Raw genomic sequence first — 22776 nt, 5'->3', positions numbered from 1 at the left:
CCGCTGTCGAACCCATTGCATAACGGAAGCGCTGACCGTAGGTCGTGCCACGGCGATCATCCGCACGCCAGGCCTTCTGATGGATCTTGCGCCCGTCCAACCATTCGGCCACTGCATCGACCTGGTAACACAGCTGGCGACCGTCCCTGATCGGCTGGGGAAAGGACTGAGGGCGTCGGCTGGCCCACAGGCTGACTGCCTGCTCCTTCACCCCAGCCGCCTGCGCCACCTCCGAGCGAGTCATCCACCGCCGCTTCGCGACTGGTTTCCTGACCTCCCCACCGTCGAGGCTAGGTCGCCCGGTCATCGGCGACCGGTCCGCCATGCGGGGATCAACTGGACCAGATGCCTTGTGCGCCGCTCACTCATGATCACCCAACCGACGAACACCACCAGCACGCCGATGGCCATGAACAGGTAGGACTGTGGCCAGTCCTCGATCACCCATGCCAGCCAGTCCACCATCGCCGACCTCCTCTCCCTGCGATCCATTGGGGTCGACACTAGGAACGCCTACGAACACGTTGCGCGCGCGGATACGAAACTGGCCACTTTTGTTTCGTAAGCTTAGGCAAACGCAGCAGGCCAGTTTGGAAGCGTGGTTGTCGGATCGACATCGCCTCTCGGCCGCGCCGCGGCCCCGGTCACGCGGTAGCGGTTCAGCCTCTACACCATCCGGCGGTACACGATCCGGCCGTGCGACCACTCGTGGATTTTCGCCGGCCGGCTCTGCGGTAATGCAATCAGCTCGTCCGAGCACTCCCGTGACCTCGGCGCTTCCTCGCTGCTGCTGATTGCTCAGCCAGCTGCAGCATGTACGCCTTCCGCGCGTGCTGCGCCATGGTGTTACGGACCTCAACGGGAAGAGTGCCGTCGGGATCGACCTGGCGTTCGAACCGGTCAAGGAAGGCTCTGGTGCCGGCTGCGGTTCTGGCGGCGCGGTCGGCGGTGTTGGCCCAGGAGACGTGCGCGGCGATGCGTGCTCGACGGCGACGTTGCTCTGGCGTCAGGCCAGCCGGCCGCCGCCCTTCCCCGGCTCCGGACTGCCGGACGTCATCGCGGTCAGACACGTTCACCGATCCCCATCCGTGCCTGCACGTGCTGAGCTCTCTCGGCGGCTGCGCTGGCTCCGTAGTGGCGGGGCATGTCGTCGGAGGTCCAGCCGAGTAGCAGCATCAGGTCGCCGGTGTCTCCCCCGGCCAACTTCCACTCGTGTGCGTAGGTGTGCCGCCACCGGTGAGCGTGTACACCCTTGACTCCGGCACGTTGGCCGCGGCGTTTGAGCATGAGTTTGATGCCGTTGGCGGCCAGCGGCCGTGTGCCGCGTACGGCGATCCACAGGTCGGGCAGGCCGACGGCGCGGTGGCTGCTGCGGGCGCGTAGGTAGCGGCTGATCGCTCGGGCGGTCTTGGGCCCTAGTCTGACTCGTCGGTCTTTGGCGCCCTTGCCGTGGTAGTGCACGGTGTCGAGCGACAGGTCGACGTCGCTGAGCTGGAGATTCGCTACCTCGGACAGGCGAGCTCCGGTGTTGGCCAGCGTCCGGATGATCGCCTCGTCGCGGACCTGCACGAAGTCCTTGCCTTTGCAGTGGTCGAGTAGCTTCTTGGTGTCCTCATCGCGGATGATTGGGACCAGCTTGACCGGCGTCTTCGGTTGCCGCACACGCAGCATCGGAGACTGGTCGATCTCCTCCTCATCCAGTGCCAGCCACTTGAAGAACTGCTGTAGAGCCTTGTGCTTGTTCAGGGCGGTCGACGCCGACCGGGTCTGCAGCATCCACGCCTGAAACTCCTCAAGGTGGCGTCGGTTCACTGCTGTTGGCGTGTGGGCCGCCTTGCTGCCGTCGGGTTGGGAGGTGTGGGCGGTTAGATATCGGCCCAGTTGGGCTGCGGCCAGCAGGTAGTTGTAGCGAGTTGTCGCCGGGTAGTTCCCGGACCTCAGCGATCGGTCCCAGTCCGTGAGGAACGCTGACCATGCCGGCGAGAGACCCACCACCAGCTTTGGAAGATCCATCTTCATGATGCCGGCGCCCCTCGACCCCAGGGGCCGGGAAGACCCAGCGGGACGTGGCAGCGCCGAGCGCAGGTCAGAGTGGACGACAATCTGCGCGGTGCACCGCGCCTCCCCCTCTGATTGAGGCCGCCATCGTGAGCGATCCTGCGGTCCAGCGACGCGTTGTTCGGTCCGCTTGCGGCCACCATCTTCGATGGCTCTCGGGTCGGACGGATGCTACGGGGTCCGGTCGAACGGGTCGGTGTGGGGCTGGTCATCCGGTTTCCCTCCGCCTTCGTGGCCGGCGCGCTCTTCGGGGTTTGTGGGTCCAGTCGGGGGTGGTCACCTGCCAGCGGGTGCGGGCGATGTGGTCGGCGCCGTGTGACGTTCGGGGTGGGCTTGGCCGGTCCCGGCCGGGGGTGGCGGGCAGGTCTGCGACGGTGGTCCAGCCGGCGGCGCGGAGGCTGGTGCCGGGTTCGCCGGCGCGGGTGTAGGTGATCATCCGCTGGTAGCCCATGTGTCGGGCGACGCGCCAGGCGGCGGCCAGCAGGATGGAGCAGGCGTTGCGGGATCCGTCGGTGGCCAGGCGGGTGATCTCGGCGGTGAGTCCGTCGTCGAGGTGACGGGCGAGGGGTCGGCCGACCACCGCGACTCCGAGCAGGTCGCCGGCGTGGTTGGTCAGGCCGAGGGAGAACGTGTGGCCCTGCGGTGCGGTGAGGTGCTGGTGGTGGGTGGTGATGAAGTCTCTGGCCTGTCGGTAGCTGATCGGGCGTACGCGGGGGCGGGTCGGACGGCGGTGCGGGCTGGCGATTATGGGCGCACTCCGTGTTGGTCGGGTGCCACCAGGTCTGTGGTCGGCTGGTGCCGGAAGACGTAGATGTCCTCGTAGGCGCTCGTGTGAAGGGAAGAGCCGTCGCGCCGCGGGGCGGTCGTTGCGGGCGGGCTGGAGGGCGACGTGGGGACGAGTTGGCCGTCGTGGGCGTCGGCGAGCACGCCGATGTTGTGCTCGATGAGCGTCAGACCAGCTCCGGCGCCGGCGGCGGGGATCGCGTCCGGCGGGTCGACCGGCGGGTGGTTGGGGTGGCGGCGGAGGGTGACCACGACGGTGGCGTCCGGTCGCAGCAGCGGCAGACAGCCGGTGAGTACGGCGGTCAGGCCGGCGGCGAGGTCGACACGGCGGGTGCGGTTCGCGACACGGCCCTGCAGGGGGCGTCCGTGCGGTGGTGAGGTCACCACCAGCGCGACACGTCCCCGCAGCGCGGACGGCAGCACGTCTGACAGGGCGGTCGCGTCGCCGGCCAGGGCCGTGCCCTGACCGGTGCCGCCGGCCTGGTTCGCGCGGTGCAGGTTCGCTTGGGCCAGCCGTACCCAGTTCGGCTCGTACTCGATCCCGATCGTGTCGCGAGCCGCCGCCACCGCTTCGATAAGCGTGGTGCCGACACCTGCCATGGGGTCGAGGATCAGGTTTCCAGGCTGGCTGTATCGGATGATCGCGGCGGTGGCCAGGTCGGGCCACATCCGTTGCGGATGCGCGGCCGAGCCGGGGACGTACTTCCCGCGCCGTTGGGCGTCGACCGGGCGTTGCCCGAGCAGCCACACCGACCGCTGCGGTACCGACATCAACGACGCGATGGGCTGCCCGTCAGCCACGGCGGCCACCCGCCACCACGAACACGAGGACATCGACGCGCACAGGGCGTCCGGTCGCCGTATCCCCGGAGGTGGTGTCGTCGGCGGGCGCGGTGTCGCCGCTGGTGACAGCAGTGGGGACGGTGATCACGATGATGCGTTGCAGGTAGCGCATGCCGCCCGAGCGGGCTTCGGGGATCAACCGGCGGCTCTGTTCGGGGTTGCTGCCGCCGTCCTGGGTCGGGTCGACGATGAGCACGGCGAAGCCGTCCGGGGTGACCACCAGGCGGAATGCACGAAACAGGTCCGCCACAGCCTCGACCACCGAGTGTGGTCGAGGCCACCGCAGCACGACCAGGTCCACCTGGACGGCGTCGATGTCGGCGAGGTCGGCGGGCTGAGTCACCGGCAGGTACAGGCGGCTGGTCGCTGCAGCTGCTTCCCGCAGGCCGGGGTCGCCGTCGAAGTCGACCACAGTCCCGTCGCGGCGGCTGTAGGTCACAACGACCCGCCGCGCCAACTGCTGGTGGATCGTTTCCTCGTTGTCGCGTTCCGTGCCGACAGCACGCCAGATCGAGATCGGCACCGGCGGGCCGTCGGTGAGGTCCACCCGAAGGAAGTCGCGGTACGCGACCCCATCGGGCAGGGGCGTGTCGCGACTCGCTTGTTCGCCGCGTCGCGGCTGAGGCGACTCGCCGGGGTGTGCGGGTGTTGCGAAGGGTTCGGTCATCGGCGGGTGGCTTCCACCGGCTGGCCCGTGCTCACGACTCCCAATAGGGCAACCAGGCCCCGATGTGCGGGGGGCCGCCCGGCTCTCCCGGCCAACAGCACCCAACAGCGACGCGGGCCGGCAGGACGTTGGCCAACGGGCCGCCCCGCTGGGTCAAGGCCGCTCAACCCAACGTCTTGCCCAGAGTCCGGGCTGGTTCAGCCCAACAGCGGCCTGGCACCACCCAACGGCGTGAGACAAGCCGCCCAACAGGCGATGCCCCGCCCCGCGTTCGGCATTTAGCCGATCGGCAGGGTCGACTCTGCCGGCGAGACCGTCAGGTGGCAGGCCGAGCTCTTGGCGCTGGGCTTTGTCTGGTCGGCCGTCTGCACTCGGCGAGACAGCACGAAGCCCGGCTGCTGCTGCTGTTGGCTAGGAACTTGGCCAACAGCAGCCAACAGGGCGTTGAACTGCACCAACAGCCGACGCTGTGCACGCGCGTGAACTCCGGCTCGTCGTGAGCTGCGCCGGACCGTCGGGCGGTCAAGGCCCCGACCTGTACCCAACACGCCCGTACCCGATACACCCACCGCTCACCGTCCATCGGCGAACTCCGATTGCTGTTGGGTGGGTGTGAGTGGATGAGCCTGGCCGTGCCAGTCGGTACGGCGCTTCGGAGCCCTCGGGAGAGGTTCATGCCTTCTACCTCCATCCGCGTGTCGCCGCTCGACGCCCACCAACGCGCCTTCGATCTCCTCGTCCGCCGGCCCGTGCTGATCGCCTTCGACGGCCGCGGCATCCCCGGTTGCCCTCAGCGGCTCATGGCCCTCGACGAACTGAAGGCCTTTCTGCTGAACCGCGACACCGCACCGCAGGTCCGCGACACGGTGTGGCGGGAGTTGGTCGTACGGGCCCGCCGTGACGGCGCCGGCTGGGGCATCGGCGCGATCGGCATCGCCATGCCTGGCCTACGCAGGCGGGCCGGTAACATCGCCCGCGGCTTCGTCGGCGACGTCGAGGACATCGACGCGGAGATGCTCAAGACCTTCTGGGAGCAACTACTGGAGCGCGTCGACGCCGACCAGCGCCGCGTTCTCGGGCGGATGCTCGACGCCGCCGAACGCGCCGGACTCAAGATTCGCTACGCCGACGTCACCACCGACCCGCTCGACAGCGAACCCGCCGGTCCCCGCACACCGCTACAGCCGTGGGACCACCCCGACTTCGTCCTGGCACGGGCCGTTGCCATCGGCGTGATCGACGCCGACGACGCGAACATCATCGCCGAGACCAGACTTGAAGGCGTCACCGTCCAGGTCGCCGCTGCCCGCCGCGGCATCCAGGGCCAACTCGCCTCGCACTGGCGCGACCAGGCCGAAAAGCGCCTGATCAACGCCATCCGCAAGGGCGAACTCGCCCACGTGCGGCTACGGCCACATCCCGCCAAACCCATCCATCGGACCACGCTGAGGGCATGGCCCGGGGAATAGGCCCACCCGGGAATGCGGCACAGGCCCTCTCGGTGATGATGTCGTCCAGAGCAGCAACGGCCGAGCCATGTGCCGGCCGCCGGCCGTCGAAGGGCGAGCCCTATGGCGGCGCTGGCGCAGCCTGAGATCCACGCGAACGATCTGCTGCTTCGCTCCTGGCAGCCGTCGGATCGCCGCGCTGCCGTGGCTGCCTACGCCGACCCGACCATTCAGCGCTGGCGCTGCTCGGCTACCGCGGCTGGCTGCGCGAGTAGAGCGAAGTACGGCAGCACTCCGCCAGCGACATCGCCGCCGACCTCGCACTCACCCCCGAAACCGTCCGCCGGAACCTGATCCGATTCGGCATCCCCCGGCGGGCCGCAAGGCTCCGCCACCACTGCCGCATCGTGCGGCAGGTCCACGGCAACAAGCTGGTCACGGATACGACGGGCCTACAGCCGGTATCCCGCGTCCAGCAGCGGCTTCAACAAGCTCCGATCCAACCACCTCTCGCCGATCGATGCTGTCCCGGCCGGAAGACGCGGTAAGCGACGCAACCTTCAGAAGAACCCAGCGACGTGACCGCGAAACCGATCACGCCGTCCCTGATCAGGGCAACCGCCAGCGACAACGCTGGCGCGAACCTACACCAGTAGAGCGCCTATCCCTCGGAAACCTGGTGCAGAGATGCGGATCGAAGCTGCGACACTTGCTTTCATGAAGCCACCGCTGTGCCTCGTCTGTGGATCAACCGACAGCGCTACCCAATTCACCGTGGTGAACTTCGCCGTCAACGACCACGAGAGAGCAGGACTCGAAGCACGAGCAGCCGTCGGCTGGGTCGGCCACCCGGAAAACGCCTACTGGTTCTGCGCCGAACACCTCCACTTCGGCACCGAACGCCAGTCGATGCACTGGCGCGACGCCGTCGCCGAGATCCTCGCCGTCACCGACGGGCACCCCCGTCGCCTACCGGGATCCTAATCACCCTCGCCGTCCTCGAACTCTCGGACACCGCCGGGCGGGCCTCGGTCACGCAATGGCGGCACGTCGAAGCACGGGCCGCGCCGGTCGAGGTCAACACCATGCAGGCGTAAACGGTTGGCGGCACGGTGATCGGCGTCGCTACGATGCGTCGTGGTGGGGCCCGTAGCGCAGAGGTAGTCGCGCCGCCATAGCGTGGCGGAGGATGCCGGTTCGAGTCCGGTCGGGCCCCACCCCCGTCGCGTGGTCGGTAGCGCAGAGGTCGACGCGCCGCCCTCTCAAGGCGGAGGACACCGGTTCGAATCCGGTCCGTCCACGTCGACCGGTTGGTGAGGAACGATGAACAGCGCCGAGGTCGAGCAAACCCTTCGGGTGCTCGGCGAGATCCGCGCCATGCCCGTCGACGACCCGATCCGGCAACGAGTCCAACGCGCCGTCGACGGGCTACTCAAGGACGCGCAGCGCCAACGCCGCGCTGATCGACGGCGCAAGACCGCCGCCGCTGACCGGGCCGTGGTCGCCGACGCCGCCACCGCCGCCGTAGACCGCGCCGAAGGCGTACCGGTCGCTGAACCCACCGAGCTGCCCGACCCGGACGGTGTCGGACGTACCCGGCGGGACCGTCGCTGCTACGCCTGCCGCGACCGGTTCCGCAGCGTCGACGCCTTCTACCACGCGCTCTGCCCCGCCTGCGCGGACCTGCACCGGCGACACCGGCACGCCCGCACCGACCTGACCGGCCGCCGCGCCGTGGTCACCGGAGGCCGGGTCAAAATCGGCTACCAGACCGCGCTGAAACTACTCCGCGACGGCGCCACCGTCACCATCGTGACCCGATTCCCCGCCGACGCCGCCCGCCGCTACGCCCACCAACCCGACGCCACCGACTGGCTCGCCTCGCTGCGCGTCATCGGCGCAGACCTACGCGACCCCCGCCAGGTCCTCGACGTCGCCCAACGACTGGCCGACGACGCACCCCGACTCGACATCCTCATCAACAACGCCGCCCAGACCGTACGCCGGCCGGACTGGGCCTACCAGCCGCTCATCGCCGCAGAGCTGCACGCCGCACCCACCGCAGTCGCCATCGAATCCGCGACCGGATTCCGACCCGGCGCCGCACCACCCGACTGGAGCATGCGGCTCGCCGCGCTCCCGGAAACACCCCGCCACGAGCTGACCTCCATCATCGACGCCACCGGCGCGCTCGTCGTCCCCGGCACCACGAACTCCTGGACCGCCACCATCGGCCAGATCGACCCCGTCGAACTACTCGAAGTACAACTCGTCAACGTCGTCGCACCGTTCCTCCTGCTCGACCGGCTCCGCCCCGCCCTGACCGCACCCGGATCCGAGAACCGGTACGTGATCAACGTGACCGGCCGCGAAGGCTGGTTCTCCGAAGACAGCACCGGCCCCACCCGACACCCCCACACCAGCATCAGCAAAGCCGCCCTCAACATGCTCACCCGCGTCGGCGCACCCGACCTCGCCCGCCGCCACGTCCATATGTGCGCCGTCGACACCGGCTGGATCACCGACGAGAACCCCACCACCATCAAAGCCCACCGCGCCGCCACCGGCTGGCAACCACCACTGGACGTCACCGACGCCGCAGCCCGCATCTACCACCCCATCATCAACGGCGAAACCGGCACCCCACTACACGGCGTCCTACTCAAGAACTACACCGTCGTCCCCTGGTAGCAGCAAGGTCAACGACAGGGCCGACCTCGACGTCGGGTTGGAGACGTCAACCGTCACGGCAGACGGGCCGCAGGGCGTGACGGGCGCCGCCCGCGGTGCACGGCGGACGTACGGTGTACCTGCCGTCGAATTGCTGCCGTGTTCGGGTCAGTCTGGTTCGGGCATCAGGCCCTGCGCGCGGAGTTGTTCGACCTGACTGGCCGGCGGTGGCAGCGGGTCGTGGTCTGAGGGGCGGGGTCCTTCCGGACCGTCCGGGCCGTACCGGATGAAGGTTTCGACCCGGGTCACCCGGCACCGCACACCACCCACCTCGAAGTCGTCGGTGCGTGGCGGACGGTGTGCCGCGCGGGCGTGCGCGTAAGCCGCCATGAACTCTTCGATCGGGGTGTTGGCGTCGCGTGGAATGTCGGCGATGGCGAAGGACTTCGCGTCACGGGCGGCCTGCGGCGTCGGGTACGTGGTGAACGACCGGGGTCGCCACTTGCCGTCGACGTGTTCCCCGACGGTGAAGCCGACCGGGAGCAGCACCACGTTCGGGTGCGTCACCAGCGCCCGGCAAGAGTCGGCGTACACGTCGGCGGGGAAGGACGTCGCCGGGTAGGACGCCGAGACCAGTTCCATCCGCACGAGGGCGTCGGTGAGCCCGGTGCCAGCGGCCGGGTCGATGACGAATCCGCCCATCGGCGACGTGGTCCGCTCCGCCTCGCCCGGCGGGTACGGGTCGGCGTCGGTGGGCCGGGGCGGCTCCGGTCCGTCCGGTCCCATCCGGATGAACGGCTGCGCCCGGATGATCCGGTAACGACGGCCACTGACGGTCAGCTCGTTGACCGGCTCCCAGTCGAGGATCTCGTACGCCGTCTCGTACGCGGCCCGCGCGGCCGCGTTCTCGGCGGTCGGCGGCGTCTCGCTGAACAGTTTTCGGAAGTGCGACGCGAGGCTGTCGCGGGCATGCTGCGGCTCGTCGGCGTCAAGTCGCACGATCCGCCACCGGCCGTCGACCTCCTCGGCACAGCCGAAGACCGGCGCGCTCCACATCAGTGTGGGATAGGCGACCGAGCGGCGTCGGGCATCGTCCTCGGACACCGCCGACACGGGATCGTCCTGCTGCTCGACGGTGATCAGCAGGTGCTCAGGCACCCACTTGTCGTGATGGGCCATGTACACAGTGTGTGTCCCCGGATCGCCGAAACGCAGCACCGCCACCACCACAGATCCTCCACCACCATCAGCAACCTCTGCACAGGACCGCTGCAGTCGGAGAAGGTCGCTGCGCGAAGGCGAAGGCAGGCGCACGTGCGCAAGTCCACCGAGTCCAAGGCATGTCCCGGTCCCGAGGAGACGCACCAACAGTTGGGTAGCCGTTGGCCGCTGTTGGGTGCCAGGTCCCCGCAGTTCGCGGCCAACAGCGGCTTTTGGCGGTCACAAGACCGATCCACCCCGGCACCCCAGCCGGGTTTGCGGACGGTCTTAGGCGCCGCCCGGTGTGGGTGGTGACTCGGCCCGGCGTCGGCCCGTGCTCACCACAATTTCCGAACCAGGTTGTGGAAGGAGAGTGCTTCCACGGTCTCCGCCCGTGCGGGCGGCGCCTCCCTATCGGCTTTCGCGCATGCCCCGCCGCCTGGCGGGGTGGGAGGTGAAGACCAGATGCGCCGTGTCCTGTCCCGTCTGTTCCTGTCCACCGTGATCGTCGCCGCCGTTGTCGCCGGCACGGCCGGTGCGGCTCAGGCTGGGCCGCCAGAACTGCTGGCGGTCAACAGCCTGGACACCGTCATCAACAACCTCATCGCCTGGATCGTCGGCATCCTCGTCGGCGTCGCCACGCTGTTCCTCACCTACGGCGGTGCCCTGTATCTGATGGCCGGCGGTGACCCCGGTCAGGTGGAGAAGGCCAAGGGCGCGCTGAAGGGCGCCGCAACCGGCTACGGCCTGGCGGTGCTCGCGCCGGTGCTGATGAGCATCCTGCGCGGCATCCTCGGGACGAACTGATGTACAACCCGTTCACCATCGCGGCGGTGCTGGACAGGATCCTGGAATGGATCGCGGCACGGGTCGCGGACGCCATCGACGCCCTGTGGAGGTTGCTGTCCTGGGCGTTCCTCGTCGTGCCGGACGTGACCGCCCTGCCGCAGGTCCAGACGATCAGCACCCGCGCACTGGTCATCGCCAACACCTGCTACATGGTGGCGATCGTCGCCTGCGGTGTGGTGGTCATGGCCCGCGACAGCGTCCAGGCCCGCTACGGCGTCGCGGAACTCGCGCCGCGCCTGCTGATCGGCATCATCGGCGCGAACTTCGCGATGCCGATGTGCCGGGAACTCATCGCGCTGGGTAACGCGCTGATCCAGGCGCTCATCGGTGAGTCGGTCACCACCGATGGCTCGCTGGACCAGTTGCGTCGCACGATCGTCGACGCGTTGACCAATCCGGCCAACGCCCTGCTCACCCTCGTGATCGGCGTGGTCATCGCCGTGCTCGCCGCCATGATCATGGTCGGTTGGGTGCTGCGGCTGGGCATGCTGGTGATCCTCGTTGGTCTCGCACCTGCGGCGCTGTCCTGCCATGCCACGCCGTGGACCGAGCCGGTAGCGACGTTGTGGTGGCGGGCGTTCCTCGGCGTGTTCGCCACGGTCGGCGGTCAGGGCATCGCGCTGCACGCCGGGTTGACGGTGTTCGTCAGCCCGACGGCGAATCTGCCGGCCCTGGGTCTGCCGAACGATCCGACGGGCACGCTCAACCTGTTCATCGTCTGCTGCCTGCTGCTCGCGGTGACGCGAATCCCGGGTCTGGTGCGCCGGTACGTCACGGGTGGGCAGTCCCGCAGCGTGGTCGGCGCGTTCGTGCGGGTCGCCATCGTTCAGCAACTCGGCCGCGCGCTCACCGGGGGCTTGTGGGGTGGCGCGGGGCGTGCTGCGGCGGGAGCCGCCGTCGGCCGGGCACGCCGTGCCGGGAATCTGGCTGCCCGTTCCGGCGGAGTGCCGCTGCCGCAGCCGGCTGGGGTTCGCAGTGGTGCGGGGCCCGGTCCGGTGGCGCGTCGTCCGCCGCGAACTGCTGCGGCGTCGACGCCTGTCCGGCCGTCCCAGGCCCAGCCCGGGGCCGGGGCCGGGGTGCGGAGGGTGCCGGCGGGGCGGACTCCGGCGACGGCGATGCCGCAGCGGATGCCGCGGTGGCGTCGCTGGTGGGCCTACACCGAATCCGGTACCGGCTGGCCGAGCGGCGCGTCTCGGAACTGGCCGGCCGAGTCGGTGCCAGGCCCGCGCGTGCCGCCGGTGCTCTCTGCTGTCCCGGAGTCCGCGCGAACGGCCAGCGGCACGGGGTGGCCGTCGGTGCCCACCTACGGACCCCGGACCACCCGCACCTCAGCGGCAGCACGTGCCGCAGCCACTACCCGGTCACGACCGCGGCCTTCACCTCGGCCGGCGGCCGGCCGCGACAGCAGCGAAGCCGGCTGGCCGGGCTGACCTCCTTCGATGCCAAAGATTGGTGTTTCCCATGCCTGATGTTGATCTTCGTGCTCGTATTCCGGCGGACATTGAGGCCCCGGATCGTCTGCTCTACCAGCTGAGCCCGCGGCAGGTGGCCATCCTGGCCACCGCTGCCGCGGTGGCGTACCTGCTGTGGCGGGCGCTGCTGGGCCATGTGCCGATGCCGATCCTCCTTGCCGCCTTGATCCCGCTGCTCGGCGCCGCCACGGTCCTGGCGTTGGGTCGCCGTGACGGGCTGGGCCTAGACGCGTGGCTCCTCGCGGCGATCCGAGGCGCCCGCACCCCGCGCCGGCAGGTCCCCTCCCCCGGCGGGAAGGCGCCGCGGTGGGCGCCGAGCCCGGTCGGGGTCGAGGGAGACCTGACGCCGCCGGCGATGTTGCGGCTGCCGGCGCGGGCGATCGCCGCCAACGGGGTGGTGGACCTGGGCGGGACCAGCGCCGCCCTGGTCGCGGTGACCACGGTGAACCTGGGTTTGCGGACGCCGGCGGAGCAGGCGGCGCTGGTCGGCGCTTACGCCCGCTGGTTGAACAGTCTGACCGCGCCGGTGCAGATCGTGGTGTCCACCCAGCCGGTGGACCTGGCCGGGCATGCGCAGCGCATCGCCGACGCCGCCGATCTGCTGCCTCATCCGGCGTTGGCGGACGCCGCCGCCGACTACGCCGAGTTTCTCCTCGACGTGGAGCAGGAGCGGCAGCCGCTGTGGCGAACGGTGACCATCGTGCACACCGCCACCGGGGCGCGCCGCGACACCGATGTGCTGCGGGCCGCCGAGCACACGGCCACCGCGTTGCAGGGTGTGGGCGCGGCCACCCGGGTCTTGGACGGGCCGGCGGTCGCCGCCGTGCTCGCCGCCGCGGTCGACCCCTACACCCTCCCGTTGTCCGGGGAGCGGGCGTTGCCGGACGAGCCGGTCACGGGAGGGCAACGATGAGGCTCCGCACCGTGTTGCGCGCTCTGCTTCCCACCCGCACACCCCAGCCGACGGCGCCGTCGGCAGGGTCGCAGGTCGACGTGCTGGCCGCGTTGATCGGCCCGGCCAGCGTCGAGGTGACCCCCCGCTACCTGAAGGTCGGCGACGGCTACACCTCGACGCTGCTGGTCAACGGCTATCCGGCGGAGGTCGGCGCGGGCTGGCTGTCCCCGCTGACCGGCTGGCCGGGCCGCGCCGACGTCGTTATCCACATCGAACCGCTCGATCCGCAGGTGGCCGCGTCCCGGCTGCGCCGCCAGCGTGCCCGCCTCGAATCCTCCCGACGCTCGGATGCCGAGCACGGCCGTCTCGACGACCCGAGCACCGAGGCCGCCGCCGCGGACGCCGCGGAGCTGGCCGACCGGGTGGCCCGGGGTGCGAGCCGTCTGTTCCGGGTCGCGCACTACGTCGCCGTGCACGCGACGAGTTTGGCGGAGTTGACCGAGTCGGTGGCGCATGTGCGGGCCACCGCCGCCTCAGTCATGCTCGACACGGTTGCGGCGACCTGGCGGCAGCTTCCGGCGTGGACGTCCACCCTGCCGCTCGGGGTGGACAGCATCGGGATGCGGCGGGTCTTCGACACCGACAGCCTCGCCGCCGGTATGCCGCTGGCCTCCGCTGACCTTCCCGCGCCGCTGCCCGGGGATCCGCCCACCGCCTCCGGTGTCCTGTACGGGTTGAACACCGCGACCAACGGGATCGTGTGGCACGACCGGTGGGCCGCCGACAACCACAACAGTGTGGTGCTGGCCCGCTCCGGCGCGGGCAAAAGCTACATGATCAAACTGGAGACGTTGCGGAGCCTGTATGACGGGGTGCAGGTCCACGTCATCGACCCGGAGGACGAGTACCGGCGGCTCGCCGAGGCGGTCGGCGGCGCCGTGATCAACCTCGGCGCCCCCGACGTGCGGCTCAACCCGTTCGACATCGCCGCCGACGATCGGCGCCCGGACGCGCGTACCCGGCGGGCTCTGTTCGCCCACACCCTGGCCCACGTGCTCCTCGGCGCCGGGCAGGACGGTGGCATGCATCCGGCCGAACGTGCCGCCTTCGACCGGGCCGTCAACACCGCCTACCTGGAGGCGGGGGTCACCAACGACCCGGCCACGTGGGGGCGGCCGGCTCCGTTGCTGCGTGATGTGGCCGCCGCCCTGGCCGCCGACGGCTCGCCGCCGGCGGTCACTCTCGCTGCCCGGCTGTCGCCGTGGACGACCGGCAGTTTCAGTCACCTGTTCGCCGGAGCCACCACCACCCACCCTGTCGGGCATCTGGTGGTGTGGTCGACCCGCCACCTCGCCGACGAGCTGCGCCCCGCCGGGATGCTCCTGGCGTTGGACGCGATCTGGCGGATCGTGGACGCCCCACCCGCCGCCGGCCCGACCGGGGACCCGCGGCGGCTGGTCATCGTCGACGAAGCCTGGACGTTGTTGCGCGACGGTGAGGGCGTGCGGTTCCTGAACCGGCTGGCGAAAGCGGCCCGCAAACGCCGCGCCGGCCTCTCCGTGATCACCCAGGACGCCGCCGACCTGCTCGGCTCCGACCTCGGCCAGGCCGTCATCGCCAACAGCGCCACCCAGGTGCTGATGCGCCAAGCCCCGCAGGCCATCGCCGCCGTCGCCGACAGCTTCCACCTCACCGGCGGGGAAGCACGGATGCTGCTGTCCGCCCAACGCGGCGAAGGACTCCTGCTCTCCGGTGCCAACCGGGTGGCCAGCCACGCCGTGTCCTCCTACCGAGAACACGAGCTGTGCATCACTGACCCGGAGTTCGTCGCAACTTTGCCGGATTTTGGCGGGAACTCCGAGGTCGACGACCTGTGACGAGCTTAGCGAAGCGATGATGTTGGGGAACTGCGGGCTGACGCTAGGTGGGAATCAGGATGCTGGATGCACCCGATCACCCGCGCAGCCGCATTCAGATGCTGCCCGCTGCGGCGTAGACCACGTACCACAGGGCCGCACTCAGAGCACCGCATGAGACGGCCGCGGTTAGCAGCATCGGCCATGCGCGCCAAAGACGGTGCGCCGTGGCGAGCCAGGCCAGGACGACAATCGGAAGCACGATCTTGACGACCTGGCCAGCCAGAACGCCTCGAAAGAATTGCGCTTGGTCCGGGTCGGTCACGGCCAGCAGCCGCCAGGGTGGTGCCAGCACCAGGGCCTGCCAACCGTCGCCGGAGAGCAGCCCGCAGAGCCCTCCCGCAGCCAACGCCGAAGTTGAGAGTTTGCCGACCTTCACGACGTAACCGAGCATCCCGAGCATCGGGCCCGCGACGATGGCCGCGGCCAGCCACGCAGCCGTCATGATGGCAACCGAACGCAGCCCCAGTAGGTCGGCCGACGTGCCGTCCTCGAGGTGGCCCCCGCTCCACCGTCGACTGACCATCAATACGAGCAGGTAGTAGAGCAGCGTGGCCAGCACCAACAGCATGGTGGCGTCAACTGCCGCTCGTCTCGCCGTAGCGGCTGAACGGCCGACGAGGACAGCAGCCAGCCCCCAAGCGAAGCCGCTGCTGGTTAGAGCGATCAGGAGCTGCCCAACAATGCCTGCAACGGAGTCGGCCGCGAACGCGAGCAGGCCGAGCGAAACCGCGGCAGTTGCGACCACCGCCGTGCGGCTAGGACGAGCTGCCGCGGCAACAGAGTTGGCCACGCCCGCCTCCTATAGAAGGGGCGCTGACCATACCAAGGTGACGTTCTGCGGCGGATCCTTGCGGCGCCGAGGACGGGTCGCGGAGCCCTCTGTCATCGGTGGCGCACCGTGTTGACGGTGACGGCGTAGCGGTGCGCGGTGTGCACGGACAGGCCGAACAGGTCCATGAGCTGTCGGATGTCGCCGCTGGTGGCGTGGGCCTCGTCGAGGATGCGGTCAAGCCGGATCTGTTGTCCGGCGATGCCGAGTTGATGGCGGATCCACCAGGACGTGACGGGGCGGGTGGTGATGGCGCTGCGGGCGTGGATGAACAGGTGCGGGTTGACGCTGCGCGGCCATGCCTGTTGTCGATGATCGAGGTAGGCGCTCAGGCGTTGCCGGACGGCTGCGGCCAGCGGGATGACCTGGCCGTCGATGTGCAGGTGCCCGTCACGCAGGTCGGTCAGCTGCAGGTGGCAGAGCTGGGCGACGCGGATGGCGTGGAAGGCGAGCAGCGCGGCCAGCGCGGCGGTGGCCGGCTGTTCGGAGTTGAGGTCGGCGCGCAGCGTGTCGAGGTCGACACGTGCCGGTGCCGGGGGCGTTGGTTGCGGGGCGCGGACACGAGCGGTGGGGTTGACGAAGACGAGCTTGCGGGCCTTGAGGATCCGGAAGATCGACCGTAGGCCCTGCAGGGTGGTGTAGCGGGCGAGCGGGTCCGCGGGTAGGGCGGTGGTGACGTCGTCGACGCCGATCTCGCGTAGCGAGTCGTGGGTGGTGGCCCACTGCTGCAGGGTGGGCAGTGCCCAGCGCAGGTGTGTGCTGATGGTGCTGTCGGCGCGGGGTTTGCGTCGGGGCGGGCTGGTCGAGCCGTCGCGCATCACTTGAAGCCACTCGGTCAGCTCGTCACGCATGAGAGCGGGCAGGCCGGCGGTGCTGATCGCGAACCAGGCGAGGATGGCAGGTTGCCGATCGTCGTCGAGCAGGCCCGCGTCGTCGAGGACGTCCGCGACCACGGCGGCGGAGTGCTTGATGCTGGACAGCAGGGCCACGTCGCTGCGGCGGATAGGTGCGCCGGGAGTGTCCTGGATACCGAGCATGATCCGTATTGCGCGGCGGATCCTTTCGACCTTGCTCGGCCGCCAGCCGTGACGGGCGGCGTGGTCGGCGACGAACGCCATCAGCGCCGCTTCCCGACCGGGGTGCGGTGGTGGCGGGAAGCCGCGCCGTTGACCGGCTGACAGGTCGCGTGGCACCTCGAGCAGGGTGAGCTGACGGTAGGTCACGGGCGTCAGCAGCCGCATGTCCGCTGGCGTCGTCTTCTTCTGATAGGGGCGTTTGCCGGTGCCGGGCTGGTGCCACATCCCGGCGAAGAACAGCTGTTGGCCGTACCGGTTCGCCTCAGCCAGGCTGACATCGCCGGTGCGGCGTGCCGTGTTGTGGGCGACGAGGCTGCGCTGGCGGTGACACAACCGGCAGGAGCCGTCGTCGTAGAGCGCGACGTGCTGACCGCAGGTGCCGCAGGCGGCGACATGGCGGTGGGTCTCGCGGAAGGACCGGCAGGCCACGCACATCCAGCCGTAGGTGCGGGTCACGCCCCAGGCGTGGCAGTCCGGGCACGAATCGATGAGCACGCGGCGTTGCGCGAGAGGGCCAGGCAGCTTCCACGCCGGGGACAGTTGGCCGGGCGCGTGCGGGTGGCACCGGGCGCACAAACCCGAGGTGAAGTAGTCGACCTCCGATCCACACTTGTAGCAAGGCGGGGCGGTGACCGGGCCGCCGGGCCAGCAGCCGAAGCAGTACGGGATCTCGCGCATCGCCGGCGGACGCACCCCGCAGACAGTGCAGGGCCGGGGTTTGCCCCTCACGCGGGCGGCACCGACGTGTGACGCCCAAGCCGAGGACTCGGCTGCGGCCCTGCGCCGGTCGAGGCTTGGGCCGGGCGGCGGGCGGCGACCTTGTCCGGCTCGCAGATCAGCAGGTCCGTCGGGGTGCAGCCGAGCACCACGCAGATCACGTCCAGGTCGTCCAGGCGGATCGTGGTCGGTGCGCCCGTCCACAACGCTGACATCTTGCCGGCGCTGATCTCCAGGCCGTGCTCAGCCAACCGGCGGCGCATCTCGGTGGACTTCCAGATCCCGGCCTGCGCCGCGCGCATCCGCAGGTTCCACTGCATCCCATCACCCTCCGAGCTGTCCCAGACGCGCCGCCGTGCGCTGGTTACTGATCTTCCATGCCTGTGTCACGTGCTCAGTCGGGACGTGGATGTAACGGGTCGTCGTGGACAACCACGAATGCCCCAGCAGCTCCTGGATTGCCTTGACGTCCAAGCCTTGGGCGTAGAGCGACGACGCGCAGAAGTGCCGCAGCATGTGCGGGGTCAGCCGGCCTTGCCAGTCCGCGAGCCCACGGTTCACCGCGGCTGCCAGCCCGTCGCGTAGCGTCTGCACACCCGCGCGTGGACAGCACCCGGTCAGTGGGTCCGGCTTGCGCTCGGCGGGTAGCAACGGAGCGTCCGGGTTGGTGTAGTCGCCGCCGAACTGATGGCGCACCTCGACCATCCACCAGTCCAGCAGTTCCCCCACCGAGTTAATCGCCGGGACCAGCCGCGTCTTGGCGCCACGACCCCGGCTGCCCTTGCCGAACCGCACGTCGAGGCAGCCGTACTCACCCAGATCACGACGCCAGTCGCGGATGTCGAGCATGCACGTCTCGGTGATTCGCAGCCCGACCCGCCGCCACAACGAGGCGGCCAGATAGTCCCGCGCCGCCGGCAAGAACTTGCGGGCCTGCGGCAGCCACTGCCGCCACATGGCGAACAGCCGCTCCACCTCATCACTGCTCGGCGGCACCCGGATCGATCCGTAGTCCGCCCGGGCCGGCCGATTGAACTCGTCGATCACCTGCTCGACCACGACACCGGTCAACCGATGGATGTCGCCCTCGTACCGCACGAGAAGGAACTCGAAGAAATGAGCCAACGCCCACGCCTTGTGCTGCACCGTCAACCGCGCGAGCCCCGACCGGCGCTGCTCGGCCAGGAACCGGTCCGCGTCACTCGGCCGCGCGGTCCAGACCGGGCGACCCAAGAACCTGATGAACTCGAACAACACCGACCGGTCCGCCGCCACCGTGCTGTCTGCGGACCCCGAGCCCACCGCAGCCAACAGGTACTGATCCACCAGCTCCTGCTCGAAGTCCTCGACGTCAGTGTGAGTCGACAGGCGCCGCGGAGCGTCCAGCGATCGCACCACCGCCAAGCCCATGGCTGCTCCAGATCGCCGAAGTCGACAACCAGTCGTGATTACTGCGAACTGTTCAGTAATCCCGACCGACGGTCAACCACCGACACGCGTTCCAGTCGGCCCACCTGGCCACTTGCAACACCATCTGGCCAGAGGACGAGCGACAAGGAACTCCGTGCAGATCCGGTAACCGGCACCGACCCGCAGGACGAGTCGTGACCTGGCTCGCCCCACCCGTCCCAGCGCCCACCCCTTCGCTGCTGTCGTCGGTCACGCCGACCAACCCGGTCGCCGAGACGATCGGCGCCGCGGTCGGGTGGGTGGTGGCCCGGCCGTGGCTCGCCGCCGTCGCCGCCGCGGCAGCTGTGGTCACGGTCGTCGCCCACGGCCAGCTGCAAGCCTGGCGGCAGCGACGCTGGCAGCGCCACGCCCAGCAGGTCACCATCACCCCACCGCCGCAGGTGGAGCCGGACAGCGCGGCGAGGTGGTGGGCGACCTGCGCCGAGATCCTGCGGCCGGCCGGCTGGCGACGGTGGCTCTACGGCACCCCGCACGTCGGCTACGAGTACCGGTGGGCGGGCCGGCAGCTGACCATCACCATCTGGCTGCCCGGCACCGTCGCCACTGGCCCGGTCCTCGCCGCGATCGCTGGCGCCTGGCCCGGCGCCACCACCACGACCGTCGACGCCACAGAACCCATCCCTACCGGCATCCTCTGCGAGGGCCGCGCCCTAGCACCAACCCTGCCGGCGTGGTACCCGATCGTCACCGACCACGACACCGACCCGCTACGCCCTCTGATCTCCGCGCTGTCGGGGCTGCGCGACCACGAGTACGCCTGCGTGCAGATCCTCGCCCGCCCCGCCGCACCCCGACAGATCCGCCGGCTGCGCGCCGGCACCGCGGCACTACGCACCGGTCAGCGCACCCCCGGTGTCCTCGACCCGTCGGCCTGGTTGGAAGAGCTGTTCGGTTTCCTCACGCCCGGCCCGACCCGCCCCACGACGGGCAGCCGGACCACCGCCTACCGGCCGCCGGCCGGCGACCCGGAACGAGACCGCGACGCCCGCGCCGCCGTGGACAAGCTGGCCTGCGGCCAGCTGTGGGAAACGTCCATCCGCTACGGCATCGCCCACACCAACCCCCGCCACGCCCCGCAGGAGAACCTGCGGGTCCGGTTGGCGACCCTCGCCGACGGCGTCGCCTCGGCCTACGGCCTCTACACCGCCCGGCAGCGGCTGCGTCGCGTCCGCCTCACCCGCCCCGCCACGGTGCTGGCGAACCGGCCACTGCGTACCGGCTACCTGCTCGGCGCCGCTGAACTCGCCGCCGTGGCCGCCCTGCCCTGCGACGTGGCGGTGCCCGGTCTGCTGCGGGCCCGCGCCAAGCCGATGCCGATGCCGGTCGACGTGCCCACCACCGGCGGCCGAGGCGTCAAACAGCTCGGCCGGGCGCAGATCGGCGGCCACGCCGTCGGGCTGCCCGTGGTCGACGCCCGCCAACACCTCCACGTCCTTGGCTCCACCGGCGTCGGGAAGAGCACCCTGTTGGTCAACATGATCCTCGACGACGTCGCCGCTCACCGCGGTGTCGTCGTCATCGACCCCAAAGGCGACCTGGTCACCGACGTCCTCGACCGGCTCGACCCGAACGTCGCCGACCGGGTCGTGCTCATCGACCCAGACCAGGCCCAGGGCGGCTACTTCAACCCGCTGTCCGGCGACGACCACGATCTCGCCGTGGACAACGTCGTCTCCATCTTCTCCAAAATCTTCCAACGGCACTGGGGGCCCCGCATCGACGACACCCTGCGCGTGGCCTGCCTGACCCTGATGCGCAAGGCCAACGCCACCCTCGCCCTGGTCCCGCCGCTGCTCAACGACAAACAGTTCCGCCTCGCGTTCACCGAAGGCCTCGACGACCCGGAAGGACTCCTCGGCTACTGGACCTGGTACGAGTCCATGCCCCCACCCGTGCGGGCGCAGGTCATCGGCCCCGTCATGGCCCGCCTACGCGCGTTCCTGCTGCGGGACTTCCCCCGCCGCACCCTCGGCACCCCACGCTCATCATTCGACATGGGACGGCTACTCAACAGCGGCGGGATCCTGCTCGCCCGCCTGCCCAAAGGGCAACTCGGCGAGGACACCTCCCGCCTGATGGGCTCCTTTGTCCTGGCCCGCGCCTGGCAGGCCGCCACCGCCCGCGCGAAACTCCCCGAACACCAACGACGCGACTGCACCGTCGTGATCGACGAATGCCACAACTTCCTGAACCTGCCCGGCTCCGTCGACGACATGCTCGCCGAAGCCCGCGGCTACCGGATGAGCCTCATCCTGGCCCACCAGGACCTCGCCCAACTACCCCGCCCCACCCAACTCGCCCTGTCCGCGAACGCCCGCAACAAAATCACCTTCAACGTGGCACCCGAAGACGCCCACCAGATGGCCCGGCACATGTTCCCCGAACTGTCCGACCACGACCTCAGCCACCTCGACGCCTACCAGGCCGCCGCCCGCCTCGTGATCGGCAACCGGGAAACCGCCGCGTTCACCCTGCACACCCGACCAGCTCGCCCCATCACCGGCGCGGCCGACCAGATCCGCGCCGCCTGCGCCACGGCCAGCGGCGGCGCAGGCGACCCCACCGCGATCGAGCAACTCGCCACACGGCTGGCCACCCGGGCCGACACCCACCGCCGCCGGTGAACCCCGTCCGCTGCCGCCAGGTCGAAATGCCGTCCGGCCTGGCGGCGGGCGGGTGCTGGTCCGCACCTCGGTGCAGACCCGGCCGGCCCCCGCCCACCCTCGGATACCCAACAGTGCAGGTAGGTGCCACGAATGCCCGATGATCAACGGTCCCGACAGTCCCTCCGGGGGGACACTCTCCGACCGGGGGGCGGCCCATCGCCCCCTCTCCCCCGCACACCGGCCCGACGTACGACAACGACCCTCGCCGACATCTCTGCCCGGCTGCAGCCCCGCGACCGGGTCATCGCCTTCCTCCTGTCCGACCACACCGCCCTCACCACCGACCAGATCGCCGCAGTGCTGTTCGACTCACCGATCACCTGCGGCCACCGCCTCTACACGCTGCGCCGCATGGACTTCATCAACCGCGTGCTGCGCGCCCACCCCGGCCAACCCACCCACGTCTACTGGGTACCCGGCCGACTGTCGGCCCGCCTGGTCGCCCTCGCCCGCGGCGAGAACCCACCCACCCCGAAAGCGGTCGCCCTCGCCGCCGACCGCGTCCTGTCCGACCGCACCCGCCGACACACCATCGAAACCAACCAGTTCTTCATCGACCTGCTCACCCGCAGCCGATCGCATCCACAGTCCCGGCTGACCCGCTGGTGGTCCGAACAGCAGACCACCGCCGCGTTCGGCCGCCGCATACGGCCAGACGGCCACGGCGTCTGGACCACCGGCCACCACCACGCCGGCTTCTGGCTCGAACACGACCGCGGCACCGAACACCACCCACGCCTACGCGACAAACTCGAGCCCTACCGCCGACTCCGCATCGACGGCGGACCCGACTGCACCCTGCTGTTCTCCCTACCCACCCGAGAACGCGAACGCCACTTCCACCACAGGCTGATCGACACCGCCGGCCGCGACCACCGCATCGCCGCCGCCCTAGCCACCCTCACCATCGCCACCTGCGCCCGCGACCGCATCAACGGCCACGGCCCCGCCGGCCCCATCTGGCGACTCGTCGGGAACGGAGGCCACCGGCTGCGCCTGGCCGACCTCCCCACCACCGACGAGGAACCCGGGCCGCTCAATCCCGGACCACCCACACCCGATCACGACCCGCTACACGAACTCACCTGACTCCCACCCACAACGCGGCTGCCCGCCATCAGTCAGGCGGATCTGCTCCAGCAGCGTCCACCGCCCGAACACGGCGCACGACGGCAAAGGGCTCCGGCTATGACGGACGAGATGGGTTCCACCGG

The 22776-nt window shown here is 70.0% G+C and carries 20 protein-coding genes, 2 tRNA genes and 1 pseudogene; 12 read left to right on the top strand and 11 right to left on the bottom strand.

Features of this window, described 5'->3' with window-relative positions:
* Nucleotides 1–303 precede the first annotated feature (303 nt).
* From O7601_RS17790 to O7601_RS17765, 6 genes are all read right to left on the bottom strand, one after another.
* A complete protein-coding gene (locus tag O7601_RS17790) occupies nt 304–465 on the bottom strand; it encodes a hypothetical protein (protein ID WP_281562231.1) in 162 nt (53 codons plus the stop codon).
* 597 nt (nt 466–1062) lie between these two features.
* A complete protein-coding gene (locus O7601_RS17785; RefSeq protein WP_281562230.1) occupies nt 1063–2013 on the bottom strand; it encodes a tyrosine-type recombinase/integrase in 951 nt (316 codons plus the stop codon).
* 253 nt (nt 2014–2266) lie between these two features.
* Entirely contained in the window at nt 2267–2758 is a 492-nt protein-coding gene (locus tag O7601_RS17780) for an XF1762 family protein (RefSeq protein ID WP_348650265.1), read from the bottom strand.
* A 44-nt stretch (nt 2759–2802) separates the two neighbouring features.
* Entirely contained in the window at nt 2803–3642 is an 840-nt protein-coding gene (locus O7601_RS17775; RefSeq protein WP_281562228.1) for a DNA methyltransferase, read from the bottom strand.
* Nucleotides 3635–4351, bottom strand: coding sequence for a hypothetical protein (locus tag O7601_RS17770; protein WP_281562227.1), 717 nt, complete (start codon nt 4349–4351; stop codon nt 3635–3637). Before O7601_RS17770 ends, O7601_RS17775 begins: the two co-directional genes overlap by 8 nt.
* Before the next feature lie 278 nt (nt 4352–4629).
* Complete coding sequence (locus tag O7601_RS17765; RefSeq protein ID WP_281562226.1) at nt 4630–4809, bottom strand: hypothetical protein; 180 nt, start codon at nt 4807–4809, stop codon at nt 4630–4632.
* A gap of 162 nt (nt 4810–4971) precedes the next feature.
* On the opposite strand from O7601_RS17765, the gene O7601_RS17760 reads away from it, so the two are divergent.
* The 6 genes and pseudogenes from O7601_RS17760 (at nt 4972) to O7601_RS17735 (ending at nt 8490) form a co-directional block, all read left to right on the top strand.
* A complete protein-coding gene (locus O7601_RS17760; RefSeq protein WP_281562225.1) occupies nt 4972–5820 on the top strand; it encodes a hypothetical protein in 849 nt (282 codons plus the stop codon).
* Nucleotides 5821–5922: 102 nt separating this feature from the next.
* A pseudogene (locus O7601_RS17755) lies at nt 5923–6051 on the top strand (GNAT family N-acetyltransferase); the annotation flags it as partial.
* A 465-nt stretch (nt 6052–6516) separates the two neighbouring features.
* Nucleotides 6517–6783, top strand: a complete 267-nt coding sequence (locus tag O7601_RS17750) for a hypothetical protein (RefSeq protein ID WP_281562224.1) — start codon at nt 6517–6519, stop codon at nt 6781–6783.
* 159 nt (nt 6784–6942) lie between these two features.
* Nucleotides 6943–7015: transfer RNA gene (locus O7601_RS17745), tRNA-Ala, on the top strand.
* 11 nt (nt 7016–7026) lie between these two features.
* Nucleotides 7027–7101 (top strand) — tRNA-Glu (locus O7601_RS17740).
* 21 nt (nt 7102–7122) lie between these two features.
* Nucleotides 7123–8490, top strand: a complete 1368-nt coding sequence (locus O7601_RS17735) for an SDR family NAD(P)-dependent oxidoreductase (RefSeq protein WP_281562223.1) — start codon at nt 7123–7125, stop codon at nt 8488–8490.
* A gap of 147 nt (nt 8491–8637) precedes the next feature.
* Here the strand turns inward: O7601_RS17735 and O7601_RS17730 are convergent, their stop codons facing one another.
* Nucleotides 8638–9648: a DUF5954 family protein gene (locus O7601_RS17730; RefSeq protein WP_281562222.1), complete on the bottom strand. Its 1011-nt coding sequence runs from the start codon at nt 9646–9648 to the stop codon at nt 8638–8640.
* 486 nt (nt 9649–10134) lie between these two features.
* Between O7601_RS17730 and O7601_RS17725 the strand changes: the two genes are divergently transcribed.
* From O7601_RS17725 to O7601_RS17710, 4 genes are read left to right on the top strand one after another with little or no spacing between them, the layout of a single operon-like run.
* The gene (locus O7601_RS17725) at nt 10135–10476 is read left to right on the top strand and encodes a pilin (protein WP_281562221.1); all 342 of its coding nucleotides are present in this window, start codon (nt 10135–10137) and stop codon (nt 10474–10476) included.
* Nucleotides 10476–11948, top strand: a complete 1473-nt coding sequence (locus O7601_RS17720) for a hypothetical protein (RefSeq protein ID WP_281562220.1) — start codon at nt 10476–10478, stop codon at nt 11946–11948. Before O7601_RS17725 ends, O7601_RS17720 begins: the two co-directional genes overlap by 1 nt.
* Before the next feature lie 31 nt (nt 11949–11979).
* Nucleotides 11980–12903, top strand: a complete 924-nt coding sequence (locus tag O7601_RS17715) for a PrgI family protein (RefSeq protein WP_281562219.1) — start codon at nt 11980–11982, stop codon at nt 12901–12903.
* Nucleotides 12900–14762 carry a conjugal transfer protein TraC gene (locus O7601_RS17710; RefSeq protein WP_281562218.1) on the top strand — a complete coding sequence of 621 codons (1863 nt, stop codon included), beginning with the start codon at nt 12900–12902 and terminating at the stop codon, nt 14760–14762. Before O7601_RS17715 ends, O7601_RS17710 begins: the two co-directional genes overlap by 4 nt.
* Before the next feature lie 94 nt (nt 14763–14856).
* Here the strand turns inward: O7601_RS17710 and O7601_RS17705 are convergent, their stop codons facing one another.
* The 4 genes from O7601_RS17705 to O7601_RS17690 form a co-directional block, all read right to left on the bottom strand.
* Nucleotides 14857–15594: a hypothetical protein gene (locus O7601_RS17705; RefSeq protein WP_281562217.1), complete on the bottom strand. Its 738-nt coding sequence runs from the start codon at nt 15592–15594 to the stop codon at nt 14857–14859.
* A gap of 92 nt (nt 15595–15686) precedes the next feature.
* A complete protein-coding gene (locus O7601_RS17700) occupies nt 15687–17165 on the bottom strand; it encodes a hypothetical protein (protein WP_281562216.1) in 1479 nt (492 codons plus the stop codon).
* A 269-nt stretch (nt 17166–17434) separates the two neighbouring features.
* A complete protein-coding gene (locus O7601_RS17695; protein WP_281562215.1) occupies nt 17435–17746 on the bottom strand; it encodes a helix-turn-helix transcriptional regulator in 312 nt (103 codons plus the stop codon).
* Nucleotides 17747–17750: 4 nt separating this feature from the next.
* Nucleotides 17751–18836: a tyrosine-type recombinase/integrase gene (locus O7601_RS17690; protein ID WP_281562214.1), complete on the bottom strand. Its 1086-nt coding sequence runs from the start codon at nt 18834–18836 to the stop codon at nt 17751–17753.
* 194 nt (nt 18837–19030) lie between these two features.
* Between O7601_RS17690 and O7601_RS17685 the strand changes: the two genes are divergently transcribed.
* Nucleotides 19031–21520 carry a DUF87 domain-containing protein gene (locus tag O7601_RS17685; protein WP_281562213.1) on the top strand — a complete coding sequence of 830 codons (2490 nt, stop codon included), beginning with the start codon at nt 19031–19033 and terminating at the stop codon, nt 21518–21520.
* Between the two features lie 132 nt (nt 21521–21652).
* A complete protein-coding gene (locus O7601_RS17680) occupies nt 21653–22651 on the top strand; it encodes a replication-relaxation family protein (RefSeq protein ID WP_281562212.1) in 999 nt (332 codons plus the stop codon).
* Nucleotides 22652–22776 lie beyond the last annotated feature (125 nt).

The sequence above is a fragment of the Verrucosispora sp. WMMD573 genome (genome assembly GCF_027497175.1).
Taxonomy (GTDB): Bacteria; Actinomycetota; Actinomycetes; order Mycobacteriales; family Micromonosporaceae; genus Micromonospora.
This window is presented reverse-complemented; position numbering and strand designations above follow the sequence as displayed.

Bases quoted from the DNA above. Each gene is read 5' to 3' on its own strand.
- O7601_RS17790 (WP_281562231.1), bottom strand. From the start codon at position 465: ATGGTGGACTGGCTGGCATGGGTGATCGAGGACTGGCCACAGTCCTAC.
- O7601_RS17785 (WP_281562230.1), bottom strand. From the start codon at position 2,013: ATGGATCTTCCAAAGCTGGTGGTGGGTCTCTCGCCGGCATGGTCAGCG.
- O7601_RS17770 (WP_281562227.1), bottom strand. From the start codon at position 4,351: ATGACCGAACCCTTCGCAACACCCGCACACCCCGGCGAGTCGCCTCAG.
- O7601_RS17760 (WP_281562225.1), top strand. From the start codon at position 4,972: ATGAGCCTGGCCGTGCCAGTCGGTACGGCGCTTCGGAGCCCTCGGGAG.
- O7601_RS17750 (WP_281562224.1), top strand. From the start codon at position 6,517: ATGAAGCCACCGCTGTGCCTCGTCTGTGGATCAACCGACAGCGCTACC.
- O7601_RS17735 (WP_281562223.1), top strand. From the start codon at position 7,123: ATGAACAGCGCCGAGGTCGAGCAAACCCTTCGGGTGCTCGGCGAGATC.
- O7601_RS17730 (WP_281562222.1), bottom strand. From the start codon at position 9,648: ATGGCCCATCACGACAAGTGGGTGCCTGAGCACCTGCTGATCACCGTC.
- O7601_RS17725 (WP_281562221.1), top strand. From the start codon at position 10,135: ATGCGCCGTGTCCTGTCCCGTCTGTTCCTGTCCACCGTGATCGTCGCC.
- O7601_RS17720 (WP_281562220.1), top strand. From the start codon at position 10,476: ATGTACAACCCGTTCACCATCGCGGCGGTGCTGGACAGGATCCTGGAA.
- O7601_RS17715 (WP_281562219.1), top strand. From the start codon at position 11,980: ATGCCTGATGTTGATCTTCGTGCTCGTATTCCGGCGGACATTGAGGCC.
- O7601_RS17710 (WP_281562218.1), top strand. From the start codon at position 12,900: ATGAGGCTCCGCACCGTGTTGCGCGCTCTGCTTCCCACCCGCACACCC.
- O7601_RS17695 (WP_281562215.1), bottom strand. From the start codon at position 17,746: ATGCAGTGGAACCTGCGGATGCGCGCGGCGCAGGCCGGGATCTGGAAG.
- O7601_RS17690 (WP_281562214.1), bottom strand. From the start codon at position 18,836: ATGGGCTTGGCGGTGGTGCGATCGCTGGACGCTCCGCGGCGCCTGTCG.
- O7601_RS17680 (WP_281562212.1), top strand. From the start codon at position 21,653: ATGCCCGATGATCAACGGTCCCGACAGTCCCTCCGGGGGGACACTCTC.